At 67.3% G+C, this 12,814-nt stretch carries 12 protein-coding genes; 5 read left to right on the top strand and 7 right to left on the bottom strand.

Annotated features, from left to right (window positions below; genetic code table 11):
- The first annotated feature begins 13 nt into the window (after positions 1 to 13).
- On the top strand, positions 14 to 190 hold the full coding sequence (locus tag CQ040_RS20605) for a DUF5302 domain-containing protein (RefSeq protein WP_181156407.1): 177 nt from the start codon (positions 14 to 16) through the stop codon (positions 188 to 190).
- A 60-nt stretch (positions 191 to 250) separates the two neighbouring features.
- On the opposite strand, the gene CQ040_RS00570 is transcribed toward CQ040_RS20605, so the two are convergent.
- Complete coding sequence (locus tag CQ040_RS00570) at positions 251 to 1,690, bottom strand: cation:dicarboxylate symporter family transporter (protein WP_028502824.1); 1,440 nt, start codon at positions 1,688 to 1,690, stop codon at positions 251 to 253.
- A 146-nt stretch (positions 1,691 to 1,836) separates the two neighbouring features.
- Between CQ040_RS00570 and CQ040_RS21165 the strand changes: the two genes are divergently transcribed.
- Both CQ040_RS21165 and CQ040_RS00560 read left to right on the top strand, forming a co-directional pair.
- On the top strand, positions 1,837 to 3,120 hold the full coding sequence (locus CQ040_RS21165) for an ATP-binding protein (RefSeq protein ID WP_105525562.1): 1,284 nt from the start codon (positions 1,837 to 1,839) through the stop codon (positions 3,118 to 3,120).
- A complete protein-coding gene (locus CQ040_RS00560; protein ID WP_105525563.1) occupies positions 3,117 to 3,806 on the top strand; it encodes a response regulator in 690 nt (229 codons plus the stop codon). The genes CQ040_RS21165 and CQ040_RS00560 overlap by 4 nt, the downstream gene beginning before the upstream one ends.
- 3 nt (positions 3,807 to 3,809) lie before the next feature.
- On the opposite strand, the gene CQ040_RS00555 is transcribed toward CQ040_RS00560, so the two are convergent.
- The 3 genes from CQ040_RS00555 to CQ040_RS00545 are packed head-to-tail and all read right to left on the bottom strand — an operon-like array spanning position 3,810 to position 7,086.
- A complete protein-coding gene (locus tag CQ040_RS00555) occupies positions 3,810 to 5,162 on the bottom strand; it encodes an FAD-binding oxidoreductase (protein WP_146113841.1) in 1,353 nt (450 codons plus the stop codon).
- 51 nt (positions 5,163 to 5,213) lie between these two features.
- Positions 5,214 to 5,858, bottom strand: a complete 645-nt coding sequence (locus tag CQ040_RS00550; protein ID WP_105525565.1) for an FMN reductase — start codon at positions 5,856 to 5,858, stop codon at positions 5,214 to 5,216.
- Position 5,859: 1 nt separating this feature from the next.
- Positions 5,860 to 7,086 carry an LLM class flavin-dependent oxidoreductase gene (locus tag CQ040_RS00545; protein ID WP_105525566.1) on the bottom strand — a complete coding sequence of 409 codons (1,227 nt, stop codon included), beginning with the start codon at positions 7,084 to 7,086 and terminating at the stop codon, positions 5,860 to 5,862.
- Between the two features lie 111 nt (positions 7,087 to 7,197).
- On the opposite strand from CQ040_RS00545, the gene CQ040_RS00540 reads away from it, so the two are divergent.
- Positions 7,198 to 8,328 carry an acyltransferase family protein gene (locus CQ040_RS00540; RefSeq protein ID WP_105525567.1) on the top strand — a complete coding sequence of 377 codons (1,131 nt, stop codon included), beginning with the start codon at positions 7,198 to 7,200 and terminating at the stop codon, positions 8,326 to 8,328.
- Between the two features lie 22 nt (positions 8,329 to 8,350).
- Complete coding sequence (locus CQ040_RS00535; RefSeq protein WP_105525568.1) at positions 8,351 to 9,226, top strand: serine hydrolase; 876 nt, start codon at positions 8,351 to 8,353, stop codon at positions 9,224 to 9,226.
- Between the two features lie 4 nt (positions 9,227 to 9,230).
- On the opposite strand, the gene efeB is transcribed toward CQ040_RS00535, so the two are convergent.
- From efeB to efeU, 3 genes are all read right to left on the bottom strand, one after another.
- A complete protein-coding gene (gene efeB, locus CQ040_RS00530) occupies positions 9,231 to 10,493 on the bottom strand; it encodes an iron uptake transporter deferrochelatase/peroxidase subunit (protein ID WP_105525569.1) in 1,263 nt (420 codons plus the stop codon).
- Positions 10,494 to 10,573: 80 nt separating this feature from the next.
- Complete coding sequence (gene efeO / locus CQ040_RS00525; RefSeq protein ID WP_105525570.1) at positions 10,574 to 11,806, bottom strand: iron uptake system protein EfeO; 1,233 nt, start codon at positions 11,804 to 11,806, stop codon at positions 10,574 to 10,576.
- The gene (efeU, locus tag CQ040_RS00520) at positions 11,803 to 12,747 is read right to left on the bottom strand and encodes an iron uptake transporter permease EfeU (protein WP_105525571.1); all 945 of its coding nucleotides are present in this window, start codon (positions 12,745 to 12,747) and stop codon (positions 11,803 to 11,805) included. The genes efeO and efeU overlap by 4 nt, the downstream gene beginning before the upstream one ends.
- Positions 12,748 to 12,814 lie beyond the last annotated feature (67 nt).

The following is a 12,814-nucleotide window of genomic DNA, read 5'->3' as shown; positions in this document are numbered from 1 at the left end:
CTAGGCTCGGGACATGAGCACCGAAGAAGGCGCCACCTCCTCCGAGGAGATGAAGCGCAAGTTCAAGGAAGCGCTCGAGAAGAAGAACGCGCACCACCGGCAGGGCGAGGCACACCTCGACGGCGACTCCGCCGTGCACAGTGCCAACGCCCCGCAGACCCGGCGCGAGTTCCGACGCAAGAGCGGTTGACCGCGTGGATGCGGGAGCCGGCTTCACCGGACTCCCGCATCCCTCTTTCGCCCTTCCTCGTCAGACGCGATCCGCGCGGGCTCGTGCCCGCTGCTCCTTGGCCGCCATCTCGGTGACGGCCGCCTCCCGAAGCTCCTGGACGTCGGCGGCCTGCGGAGCGTCTGCCGTTCCGTGCGCGTCGACCCCATCCAGCAGCGACTCGTCGAACGGCAGCTCCCCGCTGAGCACCCGGCGCACCCGATCCCTGTCGATCTGCTTCGTCCAGGTGCCGATCAGCAGAGTGGCCACGGCGTTTCCGGTGAAGTTGGTGAGGGCACGCCCCTCAGACATGAAGCGGTCGATCCCCACGATCACGCCGACGCCGTCGACCAGATCGGGGCGGTAGGCCTGGAGCCCGCCGGCCAGGGTGGCAAGGCCTGCACCCGTGACACCGGCCGCCCCCTTGCTCGCGATGATCATGAAGACCAGCAGACCGATCTGCTCGCCGATCGACATCGGCTGCCCCATTCCCGTGGCGATGAACAGCGACGCCATCGTCAGGTAGATCGCCGTGCCGTCGAGGTTGAACGAGTACCCGGTCGGAACGGTGATGCCGACGACAGGCTTGGAGACGCCGACGAACTCCATCTTCGCGATCAAGCGCGGGAGGGCGGATTCCGAGGAGGACGTGCCGACGATCAGCAGGTACTCCCGCGCCAGGTACTTCATGAGAGCGAAGATGTTCACCCTCGTCACCGTCCACAGCAGCACCCCCAGGATCACCACGATGAACAGGATGCAGGTGATGTAGAAGGCGACCATCAGAGTGCCGAGGCTCCAGATCGCCGCGATGCCCGTCTTCCCGACCACCGCTGCGATCGCACCGAACGCACCGATCGGCGCAAGCCACAGGATCATGCCGAGGATGCGGAACACCAGCTTCTGCAGCTGCTTGACCGCTTCCATGATCGGTGCGCCGCGCTCGCCGAGTCCCTGCAGCGCGAAGCCGACGAGGAGCGCGATGAACAGCACCTGCAGCACGCTCTCGCCGGTGAAGGCCGAGAAGAACGTGGTCGGGATGATGCCGAGGATGAACTCCTGTGTCGTCTTGGCCTCCGCCTCGACCGCGTCATACGTCGACGAGGCCATGTCCAGCCCCGCACCCGGGTGGATGATGTTGCCTACGACGAGGCCGATCGCGAGCGCGAAGGTCGACATCACCATGAAGTACAGCAGCGCGAGTCCGCCGATCTTGCCGACAGTGGCCGCTTTGGCGATCGATCCCACCCCCACCACGATCGTGCAGAAGATGATCGGCGCGATCATCATCTTGATCAGCGCGACGAAGCCCTTGCCCAGCGGCTCGAAGGCCTGGCCGACCTCCGGCCACACGAGCCCGACCACAGCGCCCAGCACGACCGCCAGCAACACCGACACATACAGCCAGGTGTGCCGGTCCCACGATTGCTTCCCTCGCCGCCAGTTGAACTTCGGCAGTGAGAATCCTGTTGTGAGCGCCATCGCGTCCTCCTCGATCATCGACGTCTTCGTCTTGGTGGGCGGCTCCCGTGCCGCCGATCGGATCTCACGTTCTCCGACTTCACGCATCGAGGCGAGTTGTGGTCGTATTGGTCACGACACCTCACCAATGACGATCGGAGGAGGCGATGGCGCACACCTCCCGCACCCGCAGTACCGCTTCTCGAGTCTTCGTGGTGCTGCTCGTCGCGGCCGTCGTGATCGGTGCCCTCGTGGCGGTCTTCCTCGTCGTCGAAGCGCAGCGATCGATCCGCGCGGAGGCGGAGCGGGTGACGGCGGCCACCGCGACCTCGTTCGCCTCCTCACCCCTCATCATCGACGGCCTGCGCTCGAGCGACCAGGATGCGGCCACGCAGGTCCTCGAGCCCTACTCCCTCGCGGTGATCACCGGCGCAGGGCTCGACTTCATCACGGTCATGACCACGGACGGCACACGGCTCACCCATCCCGACACCGACCAGATCGGCGGTATCTACCTGGGCACGATCCCCGCGTCACCCCAGGCCCTGACCGAGGAGTTCACCGGTACCCTCGGGCCCTCCGTGCGGACGATCGCGCCGGTCACCGCACCGGGCGGGGAGCTGATCGGCTGGGTCGCCGCCGGAGTGACGACCGAGTCCATCACCGACACCCTGGTCCGCCGCCTGCCACTCACGCTCGGCATCACGGTCGGCCTCGTCGCGATCGGTGCGGGCGGTGCCGTCATCGCCCGCCGGGTGACCCGCCGCATCGCGGGCGATCTGCCGCCCGGTCAGGTGCGCGATGCCGTGTCGTCGTACGAATCGATCCGTACGCTGGGTGAGGCCCTGCGCGCGCAGACCCACGAGCATGGGAATCGGATGCACGCCGCCGTCGCCCTGCTCGAGCTCGGACGCCCCGACGAGGCGATCGAGATCCTCACGGAGACGTCGCGACAGAGCCAGTCTCTGGTGGACCAGGTCACCGCGCGCCGTCACGGAGACCCGGCCGTCGGAGCACTGCTCCTGGGCAAGGCTTCACAGGCGAAGGAGCGCGGCATCGACTGGCGCGTGCACATCGAGCCCGACACACCCCGCACGCCGCTCTCCCCCGTGGACGCCGTCTCGGTGCTCGGAAATCTCGTGGACAACGCGATGGATGCCGCCGTCGATTCCGAGGATCGCTGGGTGCAGGTCTCGCTCCGTCCGAATGCGGACGCGGGGATCGTGCTCGAGGTGTCGGACAGTGGGCCCGGGATCCCCCCGGACCTCCGTGGGCGGATTTTCGATCAGGGCTTCTCCACGAAGCCCGCCGATGCGCACGGACGCGGTGTCGGACTCGCGCTCGTGCGCTCGGTCGTTACCGGAGCCGGCGGTTCCGTGACGGTGAGCGGGGAACCGACGACATTCCGCGTCGTTCTCCCGGCAGCAGGAACACGAAGGACACAGCGATGATCCGCACACTCATCGTCGACGACGACGCTCTGACGCTCGAGCTGCATCGCGACTACGTGGAGCGCCTCGACGGGTTCGTCGTCGGTGCCGAATGCGCAGGGGCGCGCGCGGCCATGACCGCCGTGCTCGATCACCCCGATGCTTTCGATCTCGTGCTGCTCGACATCACGATGCCGGACGGCTCCGGCATCGACGTGCTGCGAGCGCTCCGCTCACGCTCGGCATCGGTCGATGTGATCGCGATCACCAGTGTGCGCGACGCTGACACCGTGCGACAGATGGCGGCACTCGGCGTGTTCCAGTACCTCGTCAAGCCATTCCCCTTCGCGGTGTTCCGCGAGCGGATGGAGCAGTACCGGACGCATCGGGAGCAGGCACGGACCACCGACGGCGAAGCGACGCAGGCGGAGATCGACGCACTGCTCGGGCGCACCACTGGCACCATCGCCCTTCCCAAAGGGCTCTCTGCCGCATCTCTCGAGAGGGTCACGGCGGAGCTGCGGACCGATGGGCCTTTGTCGGCGAGCGAAGCCGCGGAGCGACTCGGTATGTCTCGGGTCGCCGTACGCCGGTACCTCGAGCACCTCGTGGTCGAGGGCGTAGTCACCCGGGCTGCGCGCTACGGCACCCGCGGACGGCCCGAGACCGAGTACGACTGGAAGCGACGAACCGAGCCTGAGGCCTGAGCGTCAGCGCGGGAGCCGAGCTTCGTGCAGCACGCCATCGGGATCGAACCGGGCCCGAAGCTCTCTAAGCCGCGCGACGTCGGCGGCGGAGCCGCAGCGATCCAGCGTCTGGTCCGGCTCGAGGAACGTCGTCACCGTCTGCGACGCTTCGTTCGGTGCCAACAGCTCCCGGAACGCCACGAGACTGGCTTCTCCTGGTGCGGCAGGCACTCCAGGGATCACCGGCACGAGCGCGTGGAGCAACCAGCCGACGGACTCCAACGACGCGAACCCGGAACGTCGCGGAGCGTCGAGTGCCCCACCGAGCATCCGGATATCGATGCCCATGATCGGCCACTGCTCCGGCAGCTCGCGGAACTCGAGGAGTGCGTCGATGGTCGCGTCGTCGAGAACGGTGAGCGCCATCGATGCTCCGCCGCCCGGTGTCGGGTCGGTCGGCTCGTTCGACGCGGCGGCGAGTGCACCCGGCGACGTCGGCCCGGTGATCTCCCTGCGCACGGTGCCCGCACGACGCACCGCGTCGATCGATTCCTCGTGGGGTCCGTCGGTGGACAACGCCTGCACGGTGAGGAAGCTGCGTCCCCTGATCTCTTCGGGGAGCTGCGGTGCATCCGGCATCCGCATCGAGTTCAGGAAGATGTTCAACGTCGAGGGAGCAGAGGCTCCGAGGTCACGGACGGCACGGACCACTGCCGGTGCATCCGCGACGTCGAACGTGAGGTTCGCACCCCATACCGAGGGGGCGGCGACCAGGTCGATCTCGAGTGCGGTGACGATGCCCACGAGGCCGCCCGCGCCTCGCAGCGCCCACATGAGGTCGGGATCGGTGTCGTCATCGACCCGTTCGTGGGTGCCGTCGGTGCGCAAAACCCAGGCGGCTCGCAGGTTGTCGGAGCCGAGACCGGCCGTCCGACTGAACCACGAATGGCCGCCGCCCAACGTGTACCCGGCGACGCTCACGACCGGGCTGGTACCGGCCGGAGCCACCCAACCGGTGCCTTCCAGCGCCTCTACGACCGCACCCCAGCGCACGCCGCTTCCGACCAGGACGGTGCCGCGATCGTGGTCGACCTCGAGGTCATCGAACGCGCTCATCCGCACCAGCACAGCACCGGCAAGGGAACTTGAGGCTCCATGACCGCTCGGCTGCACAGCCAGTCGTACACCGGACTGCCGCGCCGCTGCCAACAGAGCCCGGAGGTCATCGACGTCGGCAGGCACCGCGACAGCTTCTGGCCGCTGCTCGATCGCGAGATTCCATGGCTGTCGAGCCGCTTCGTAGCCGACATCGTGCGGAAAGAGGAAGGTGCCGGTCAACTGTTCCTGGAGCGCACTGAGCGCGGCGTGTGTGGGCATGACGCCACCGTACGATGCCCCTCGGACATTGTCGATGGCGTCATGCGCCACTCACTCTCCCGCGAGACCGCCCAGCATGTGACCGAAGGAGCGGCCCGCACCCAGGTAGGTCGCGGGGTCGTACGGGTCGGCGACCGCAGCCGCCTCTCGACGCGCGATCGCGTCTGCGAGCTCTTTCGCGCCCTTCTCCACGCGCTTGGCGAGCGGGGCGACGTCGTCGCCTGCTCCACCCCAGTCGCTCGACGCCGCGAACACGCCGGTCGAGACGGGCTCGGCATGCAGGTAGGCGAAGAGCGGACGGATCGCATAGTCGATCGCGAGCGAATGCCTCGCCGTGCCGGCGTTCGCACCGATCAGCACCGGCGTGCCGGTGAGCGCATCGGGGTCGAGCACATCGATGAACGACTTGAAAAGACCCGAATAGCTCGTCGAGAAGATCGGGGTCACCGCGATCAGCGCGTCGGCGGACACGACCGTGTTGATCGCGGTCTCGAGCGCCGGCGGCGCGAACCCCGTGAGCAGGTTGTTCGTGATGTCGTGCGCGTAGTCGCGCAGCTCGATCACGTCGACGCTCGCCTCGATGTCGTGCGTGGCGAGAGCCTTCACGGTCTCGGCCGCCAGACGATCCGCGAGCATCCTCGTGGACGACGGGTTCGACAGGCCGGCCGACACCACGGCGATACGACGCGTGGTCATCTCAGGCCTCCTTCCGGCCGAGCCCGAAAGCCGCACCGGCGGGAGCGGGGCTGTCCTGGTACGGCGAATCACCGGTCAGGTTGTCCCCGCGGTTCGCACCGGGGCGTGCCTGGCGGGTCGGGCCGTCGCCGAACTCGGCAGCGACGCGGGCTGCGTGGGTCGGAGCATCCGGCACGTTCGCCGGACGATCTTTCGCGAGCTCCTTGCGGAGCACGGGGACCACCTCGGCGCCCAGGATGTCGAGCTGCTCCAGCACCATCTTCAACGGCAGACCCGCGTGATCGATGAGGAACAGCTGACGCTGGTAGTCGCCGTAGTGCTCACGCATACCGGCGTAGCGGTCGATCACCTGCTGCGGTGAACCCACCGTGAGCGGCGTCATCTCCGTGAAGTCCTCCATGCTCGGACCGTGACCGTAGACCGGCGCGTTGTCGAAGTACGGACGGAACTGGTTCACCGCGTCCTGCGACTTCGCGGCCATGAAGACCTGTCCACCCAGACCCACGATCGCCTGCTCCGGCGTGCCGTGGCCGTAGTGCTCGAAGCGCTGGCGGTACAGCTCGATGAGGCGCTGATAGTGCTCCTTCGGCCAGAAGATGTTGTTCGCGAAGAAGCCGTCGCCGTAGTAGGCGGCCTGCTCGGCGATCTCGGGCGTGCGGATCGACCCGTGCCACACGAAGGGTGCGATGCCGTCGAGCGGACGCGGCGTGGACGTGAACCCCTGCAGCGGCGTGCGGAACTTCCCTTCCCAGTCGACGACGTCTTCGCGCCACAGCTTGTGCAGCAGCGCGTAGTTCTCGATCGCGAGCGGGAGCCCCTGGCGGATGTCCTGACCGAACCACGGATACACCGGGCCGGTGTTGCCGCGACCGAGCATGAGGTCCATGCGTCCGTCGGAGACGTGCTGGAGCATCGCGTACTCCTCGGCGATGCGCACCGGGTCGTTCGTGGTGATGAGCGTCGTCGAGGTGGAGACGATCAGGCGCTCGGTCTGGGCGGCAAGCGCCGCCAGGAAGGTTGTGGGGCTGGAGGACCAGAACGGCGGGTTGTGGTGCTCGCCGATCGCGAAGACGTCGAGACCGACCTCTTCGGCGTGCACGGCGATGGCCGTCGTCGCCTTGATGCGCTCCTGCTCGCTGGGGGTGATCCCGGTGGTGGGATCGCGCGTGATGTCGCTGACCGACATGATGCCGAACTGCATCGCCTGCGCGCCTGACTGCTCGCTCATGATTGCTCCGTGTCTCCGAATCGGATGACTCGCATCCGTTTCTATTCATTTGAATGTATATGTGTCAACGCGCTCAGAGCAACTTTATTCCCGGCCTTGTAGCCTCGAACGATGAGCAGTACCGGGGCGGACATCTCAGGGCCCACCACAGGATCGGTTCCCCGCAAGCGACGGCGCGTGCCGTTCTGGGACAACGCGCGTTACATCTGCATAGTCCTCGTCGTCCTCGGCCATGCGATCCAGCGACTCATCTACGACTCCGACATCGCATTCGCCTTCTACCTGGCGCTGTATGCGTTCCACATGCCTGCCTTCGCGATCATCTCCGGGTACTTCTCCAAATCCGGCTCCCCGACCAAGACGCAGATGGCTCGGGTGATCACCGACATCATCCTCCCGTACGTCATCTTCGAGACGCTCTGGACCCTCACCAAGTGGCTCGTCGAGGGCCAGGCCAACCCGAACATCACCCAGCCGAGCTGGACGCTGTGGTTCCTGCTCGCCCTCGGCATCTTCCGGCTCGTGCTCCCTTACCTCGCCCTGCTGCGCTGGCCGCTGCTGTGGACCGTCGTGATCTCGGTCGGCGTGGGCTACCTGCCGAACATCGACAGCACCTTCTCGCTCTCGCGCACGCTCGGACTGCTGCCGTTCTTCACCCTGGGCTGGTGGCTGCGTGAACACGACATCGTCGACCGTCTCCGACTCCTCGACTTCCGGCCGTGGTGGCTGCGCGCCGGAGCCGTGGCGATCTTCGCGGCCACCGGTTGGGCAGCCTGGAACTGGCTCCCCGTCTGGCAGGCCACCGATCTGCGTCACTGGCTCTTCTACGAGGATTCCTACGCCGATCTCGGCGGGGAGCAGTGGTGGGCCGGCGGCATCCGGATCGTCCTGATGCTGCTCGCGGTCGTTCTCAGCGCTGCCTTCTTCGCCCTCATCCCGCGCGGCGCGCATTGGTGGACGACCTTCGGCCAGTACACGATGTACGTGTTCCTGCTGCACTCGTTCGTGCTGTATCCGTTCCGCGAGAGCGGAGTCCTGCGCGACCTCGAACCCACCTGGATCTGGCTCCCGATCGTGACCGTGCTGTCGGTCGTGATCGCGCTCGTCCTGGCGACCAAGCCGGTCAGATGGGTGTTTCGCCCCCTGGTCGAGCCGCGGCCCGGCTGGCTGTTCGCCGATCCGGAACTCGCCTCCAAGGAAGGCCGCCGGAACGACCCGACCGGGTCTCGACGGCCTCGATAGAGGCAGGCGATAGCCTCGAGGTGTGACCCGAGCGCAGACCGTCCGAGACCGCATCGTCGATCAGGTGGAGGCGTCGGGGTTCGTCGCCCACGGCCTGCACGTCCGCCTGGGTGCGGACACTGCGGAGTATCGCTGGACCGCCGACGTCCGCGAAGACGTGCACTCGGTCGCGAAAGGGGTCTGCGTACTCGCCGCAGGAATCGCCGCGGATGAAGGGATGGTGTCGCTCGATGAGCCGGTGTCGACCTACCTGCCCGACCACGACCTGGGCCCCGGTGTCGACGAGGTCACTCTGCGCCACCTCCTGATGATGTCGAGCGGCGTCGACCTGCCGTGGTCCGACACCCTGATGACCGACTGGCCGGATCTGGCACGCGAGTTCCTGCGACGCCCCTCGAGCGGACGGACCTTCCAGTATTCGAACGCGAGCACGTATACCGCGATGGCCGCGCTGGCCGCACGTGTCGGCGACGTCGGCGACTATTTCGTCACCCGTCTGTTCGGCCCGCTCGGCATCGACGACGTGGAGTGGGAGCGCAGCCCCCAGGGGCGCATCGAGGCTGGAGGCGGGCTCTTCCTCCGCACCGAAGAGCTGTCCCGCCTCGGCCTCCTCATCCGCGATCGCGGGATGTGGCAGGGACGACCGCTCATCTCATCCGAGTGGATCGACTCGATGCATGCGAATTGGGTCGTCGCCGGGGAGAGCCCTGCCTATGACCGCTACGCGCTTGCCGGTTGGGGCGGCCCCGGTCCGGCCTGGCGACTGCACGGCGCCCACGGTCAGCTGCTAATATTCCTCGACGATGCCGTGGTCACGATCACTGCAGACGACCATTCCGGCGCTGACGCCATCGCTGGCTTCGCCGTCGAGACGCTCATCGCCGCCAGCGAGTCCTGACGGGTCAGGCGAAAAGCGCGGCTCCCACATAGGAACCGGGCTTCACCCCGGCAGGCACCGCCCAGATGCCGGATCCGACGTGTTTGATGTACTCGTTCATGAGATCCGTCGACAGCCGCCGCTGGAGCGAGATGAACTGCGCGGGATCACGCTGGTACGAGAGGAAGAAGAGTCCGGCGTCGAGGCGACCGAGGGCGTTGTTCCCGTCGACGTAGTTGTACCCGCGTCGCAGGATGCGGATGCCGTCGTTCTGCTCGGGATGGGCGAGACTCACGTGGCTGTTCGCATCGATCGTCTTGCTGTGGAAATCCGGCGCCGTGAACTCGTCTCCACCGGAGAGCGGCGCCCCCTCCCCCTTGTCGCGGCCGATGATCGTGTCCTGCTCGGACAAGCGCACCCGATCCCAGGTCTCGATCAGCATCGCGATCTTGCGGGCCACGAGGTACGAGCCCCCGGCGAGCCACGCCGGCTCATCCTTCGCCGACACCCACACGTGATCGGTGAGCGCAGTCGTGTCGTCGGCCAGGATGTTCGCGGTGCCGTCCTTGAAACCGAAGAGGTTTCGCGGAGTGGCCTGCGTCGCCGTGGTGCGAGAGGTCTTACCGAAGCCCAGCTGCGACCAGCGCAGGCGCGCCCGCCCGAAGGCGATGCGACTGAGGTTGCGGATGGCATGCACCGCGACCTGCGGGTCATCGGCGCACGCCTGGATGCAGAGATCGCCGTGAGAGGTCTGCGGATCGAGATCGTCGCCGAGGAAGGCCGGCAGGCGTTCCAGCCCTGCGGGGCGCTGCGCGGCGATGCCGTAGCGGTCGCCGTCCTCATTCTCGAAGAGTCCCGGCCCGAAGCCGAACGTGATCGTGAGCCCGGCGGCGGGGAGTCCGAGCGCCTCCCCGGTGTCATCCGGCGGCGCTTCGGCCGGGCCACCGACCGCACCCGTCGCGCTGACCTCGAGGCCCTGCACCATGCGTGAGGACGCGTACGTCCAGTCCTGCAGAAGCGAGATGAGATCCTCGCGGTCGGTGCGCGGCATCATGTCGAAACTGGCGAAGTGCAGGTGATCCTGCACCGGCGTGGTGATGCCGCTCTGATGCGCTCCGAAGAACTCGTACGCGGAATGCGCGTCATCCGCAGCCCGCGCTCGCCCGATCGCCACGCCCCCGGTGAGGCCTGCCCCCGCACCGACGGCGAGTCCTGCCACTCCGCCGCCGATCGCGAGACCGAGCAGGCCGCGCCTGCTCAGACCGGCAGGAGCGGATGCCTCGCCCATCGATGACTCGTCGGGCGAGGCATCCGCTTCTGGTTCATTCACGTCCGTGATGGTACCGGTTCAGGTCAGCACGAAGCTGATCAGTCGAGGACCGTGCTGGTGAGCTGCGAGAGCGGCTCGGCGAGCGCGTTGATCAGGTCGGTGAACTCGCGCTTGTCGGCCTCGGTCAGCTCCGAGTACCCCACGAACCCGTCGGCCAGCGAACCGTGGGCGGCGAGAGAGTCCTCGAGCGCCGTGTAGCCCGGCTCGATCTCGGCGACGAGCGCCTTGCCGTCGTCACCCTGCGCGACGGCGAAGTCCTGCACGAGCGAGAACGCCATCTTCGAGCCTTCGACATTCGCCGCGAAGTCGTAGAGGTCGGTTCCCGACCACCAGTCCTCCTCGCCGGAGATCTTGCCGGTCGCGACCTCGTCGAGCAGCGCGATCGCGCCGTTCGAGATGCCGCCGATGCCCTGGTCGTCGAGGGCGGTGGTGAAGTCGTCGGAGTGCACGTAGTCGTACAGTTCCTGCACGTCGGCGAGCAGCAGGTCGCCGTAGTCGGCACGCTCCTCGGGGGTCGACGGCGCCCAGTCCTGCCAGGCGGGGGTCTCACCGTCGGCGTTCAGCGCATCCTGAGCCGGCACCCACAGGTCTTTCTCGATGCGATGGAATCCTGTCCAGTCCAGCCCCTCAGCCACGGCGTCGACCTCGCGGTAGTCGATGCGCGGGTCGAGGTCGCCCAGCGCCTCGGCGACGGGCTCGATGCGCTCGTAGAATGCGCGGGTCTGCGGGAAGAGCGTGCGTGCGGTCTCGTCGTCACCGGACTCGTAGGCGGCGACGAAGTCCTCGACAGCGGGGACGAGCTGGCCGACCTGGTCCTTGACGAACGCGGCGTAGAGGTCGACGGCCTTCTGCTTCTGCTCGGCGTCAGGACCGTCGACCGCGACGCGATCTCCGGTGACCGTGAACGCGGTCTTGCCGACGCCCTCGCCGATCATGCCCGGCTTGCAGAGCGTGAAGTAGTCGCCCGGCTGCGCGACCACGGTGAGCGTTCGAGATGCCGACGGGGCGATGTTCTCGACCTCGCCGACGATCCGCAGACCATCCTCGGCCAGCAGATAGAACTCGGAGACCTGCTCGGTGTCGTTCTTGACGTTGAAGGTCAGCGTCCCGCTCTTCGCTGTCACCGCGGAGACGGCGCAGTCGCCGGCAGTGGACGAGACGTCGAAGGCCGCGGTGGCCCCCGCATCGCTTTTCGCGACGCAGCCGCTCAAGACGAGGGCGGCGGCGCCGGTGGCGGCGAGCACCCCCAGGAACCGGTGCGTGGTGGTCATGCTGCTCCTTGTTGTGTGAGGGAGGGAGATTCAGAGGCGGGCGCGGCCGGAGCCTGCGGCTTCGACGGGCGCTTCATGCGGAGTCCGCGGATGTACAGCCATCCGACGAGCGAGATGTAGAGAGCCCAGGCGACGACCTGCAGCCAGGTCATGGCGGGCATGAACCCGACCGTCGCCTGCAGGATGGAGGCGAGCGGTCCGCCGGGGGCGATCGTCGCCGAGACGTCGAAAGCCCAGCCGAACGGGAAGGCAGCCCAGCCCACGGCCACGCCACCTGTCACGGCGTCGATCGGAGCCAGGGCGGTGAACGGGCCGGGGAGCAGGCCCGCCTCCTGCAGATCCATCAGCGCATAGGCGAGGACCCCTGCGGCGACGATCACGAGGAAACCGCCCGTCCAGGCGAAGAAGCGACGCAGGTCGAGCCGCACCGCACCGCGCGAGATCAGCCAGCCGATGATCACAGCCGCGATGAGACCCAACAATGCACCCAGCAGTGCAGAGGGCGCGTCGCCGAACGACTGCACCATCGACCACAGCAGCAGGGTCGTCTCTATGCCCTCGCGGGCGACCGATACGAAGCCGATGGCGATGAGCGCCCACAGCCCGCCCGCAGTGAGGGCACGGTCGATGCCGCCCTCGAGTGTCGCCTTCATGGTGCGCCCCGCGCGCTGCATCCAGAAGATCATCCACGTGACCATCGCCACGGCGAGGAGCGAGAGTCCCCCGCCGATCAGCTCCTGAGCCTGGAACGTGAGCTCGTAGGCGCCGAAGGTGAGCACGGCGCCGATGCCGAGCGCCAGGATGATCGCGAGACCGACGCCCGCCCACATCTTCGGAAGCGCGTCCTGACGATCGAGGCGACGGAGGTAGGCGACGAGGATGCCGACGACGAGTGCGGCTTCAAGCCCCTCGCGGAGCCCGATGAGATAGGTGGCGAGCACGGAAGAACACTCTCTGGCGTTGAATGAGGTAAGGCAGCCCTTACCGAAGGAGACTCTAGCACCGCGA

Source organism: Microbacterium sp. MYb54, assembly GCF_002979515.1.
Classification (GTDB): Bacteria; Actinomycetota; Actinomycetes; order Actinomycetales; family Microbacteriaceae; genus Microbacterium.
This window is presented reverse-complemented; position numbering and strand designations above follow the sequence as displayed.

Excerpts from the sequence above, each read along its gene's own strand:
- CQ040_RS20605 (WP_181156407.1), top strand. The coding sequence starts at position 14 with ATGAGCACCGAAGAAGGCGCCACCTCCTCCGAGGAGATGAAGCGCAAG.
- CQ040_RS00570 (WP_028502824.1), bottom strand. The coding sequence starts at position 1,690 with ATGGCGCTCACAACAGGATTCTCACTGCCGAAGTTCAACTGGCGGCGA.
- CQ040_RS21165 (WP_105525562.1), top strand. The coding sequence starts at position 1,837 with ATGGCGCACACCTCCCGCACCCGCAGTACCGCTTCTCGAGTCTTCGTG.
- CQ040_RS00560 (WP_105525563.1), top strand. The coding sequence starts at position 3,117 with ATGATCCGCACACTCATCGTCGACGACGACGCTCTGACGCTCGAGCTG.
- CQ040_RS00555 (WP_146113841.1), bottom strand. The coding sequence starts at position 5,162 with ATGCCCACACACGCCGCGCTCAGTGCGCTCCAGGAACAGTTGACCGGC.
- CQ040_RS00550 (WP_105525565.1), bottom strand. The coding sequence starts at position 5,858 with ATGACCACGCGTCGTATCGCCGTGGTGTCGGCCGGCCTGTCGAACCCG.
- CQ040_RS00545 (WP_105525566.1), bottom strand. The coding sequence starts at position 7,086 with ATGAGCGAGCAGTCAGGCGCGCAGGCGATGCAGTTCGGCATCATGTCG.
- CQ040_RS00540 (WP_105525567.1), top strand. The coding sequence starts at position 7,198 with ATGAGCAGTACCGGGGCGGACATCTCAGGGCCCACCACAGGATCGGTT.
- efeB (WP_105525569.1), bottom strand. The coding sequence starts at position 10,493 with ATGGGCGAGGCATCCGCTCCTGCCGGTCTGAGCAGGCGCGGCCTGCTC.
- efeO (WP_105525570.1), bottom strand. The coding sequence starts at position 11,806 with ATGACCACCACGCACCGGTTCCTGGGGGTGCTCGCCGCCACCGGCGCC.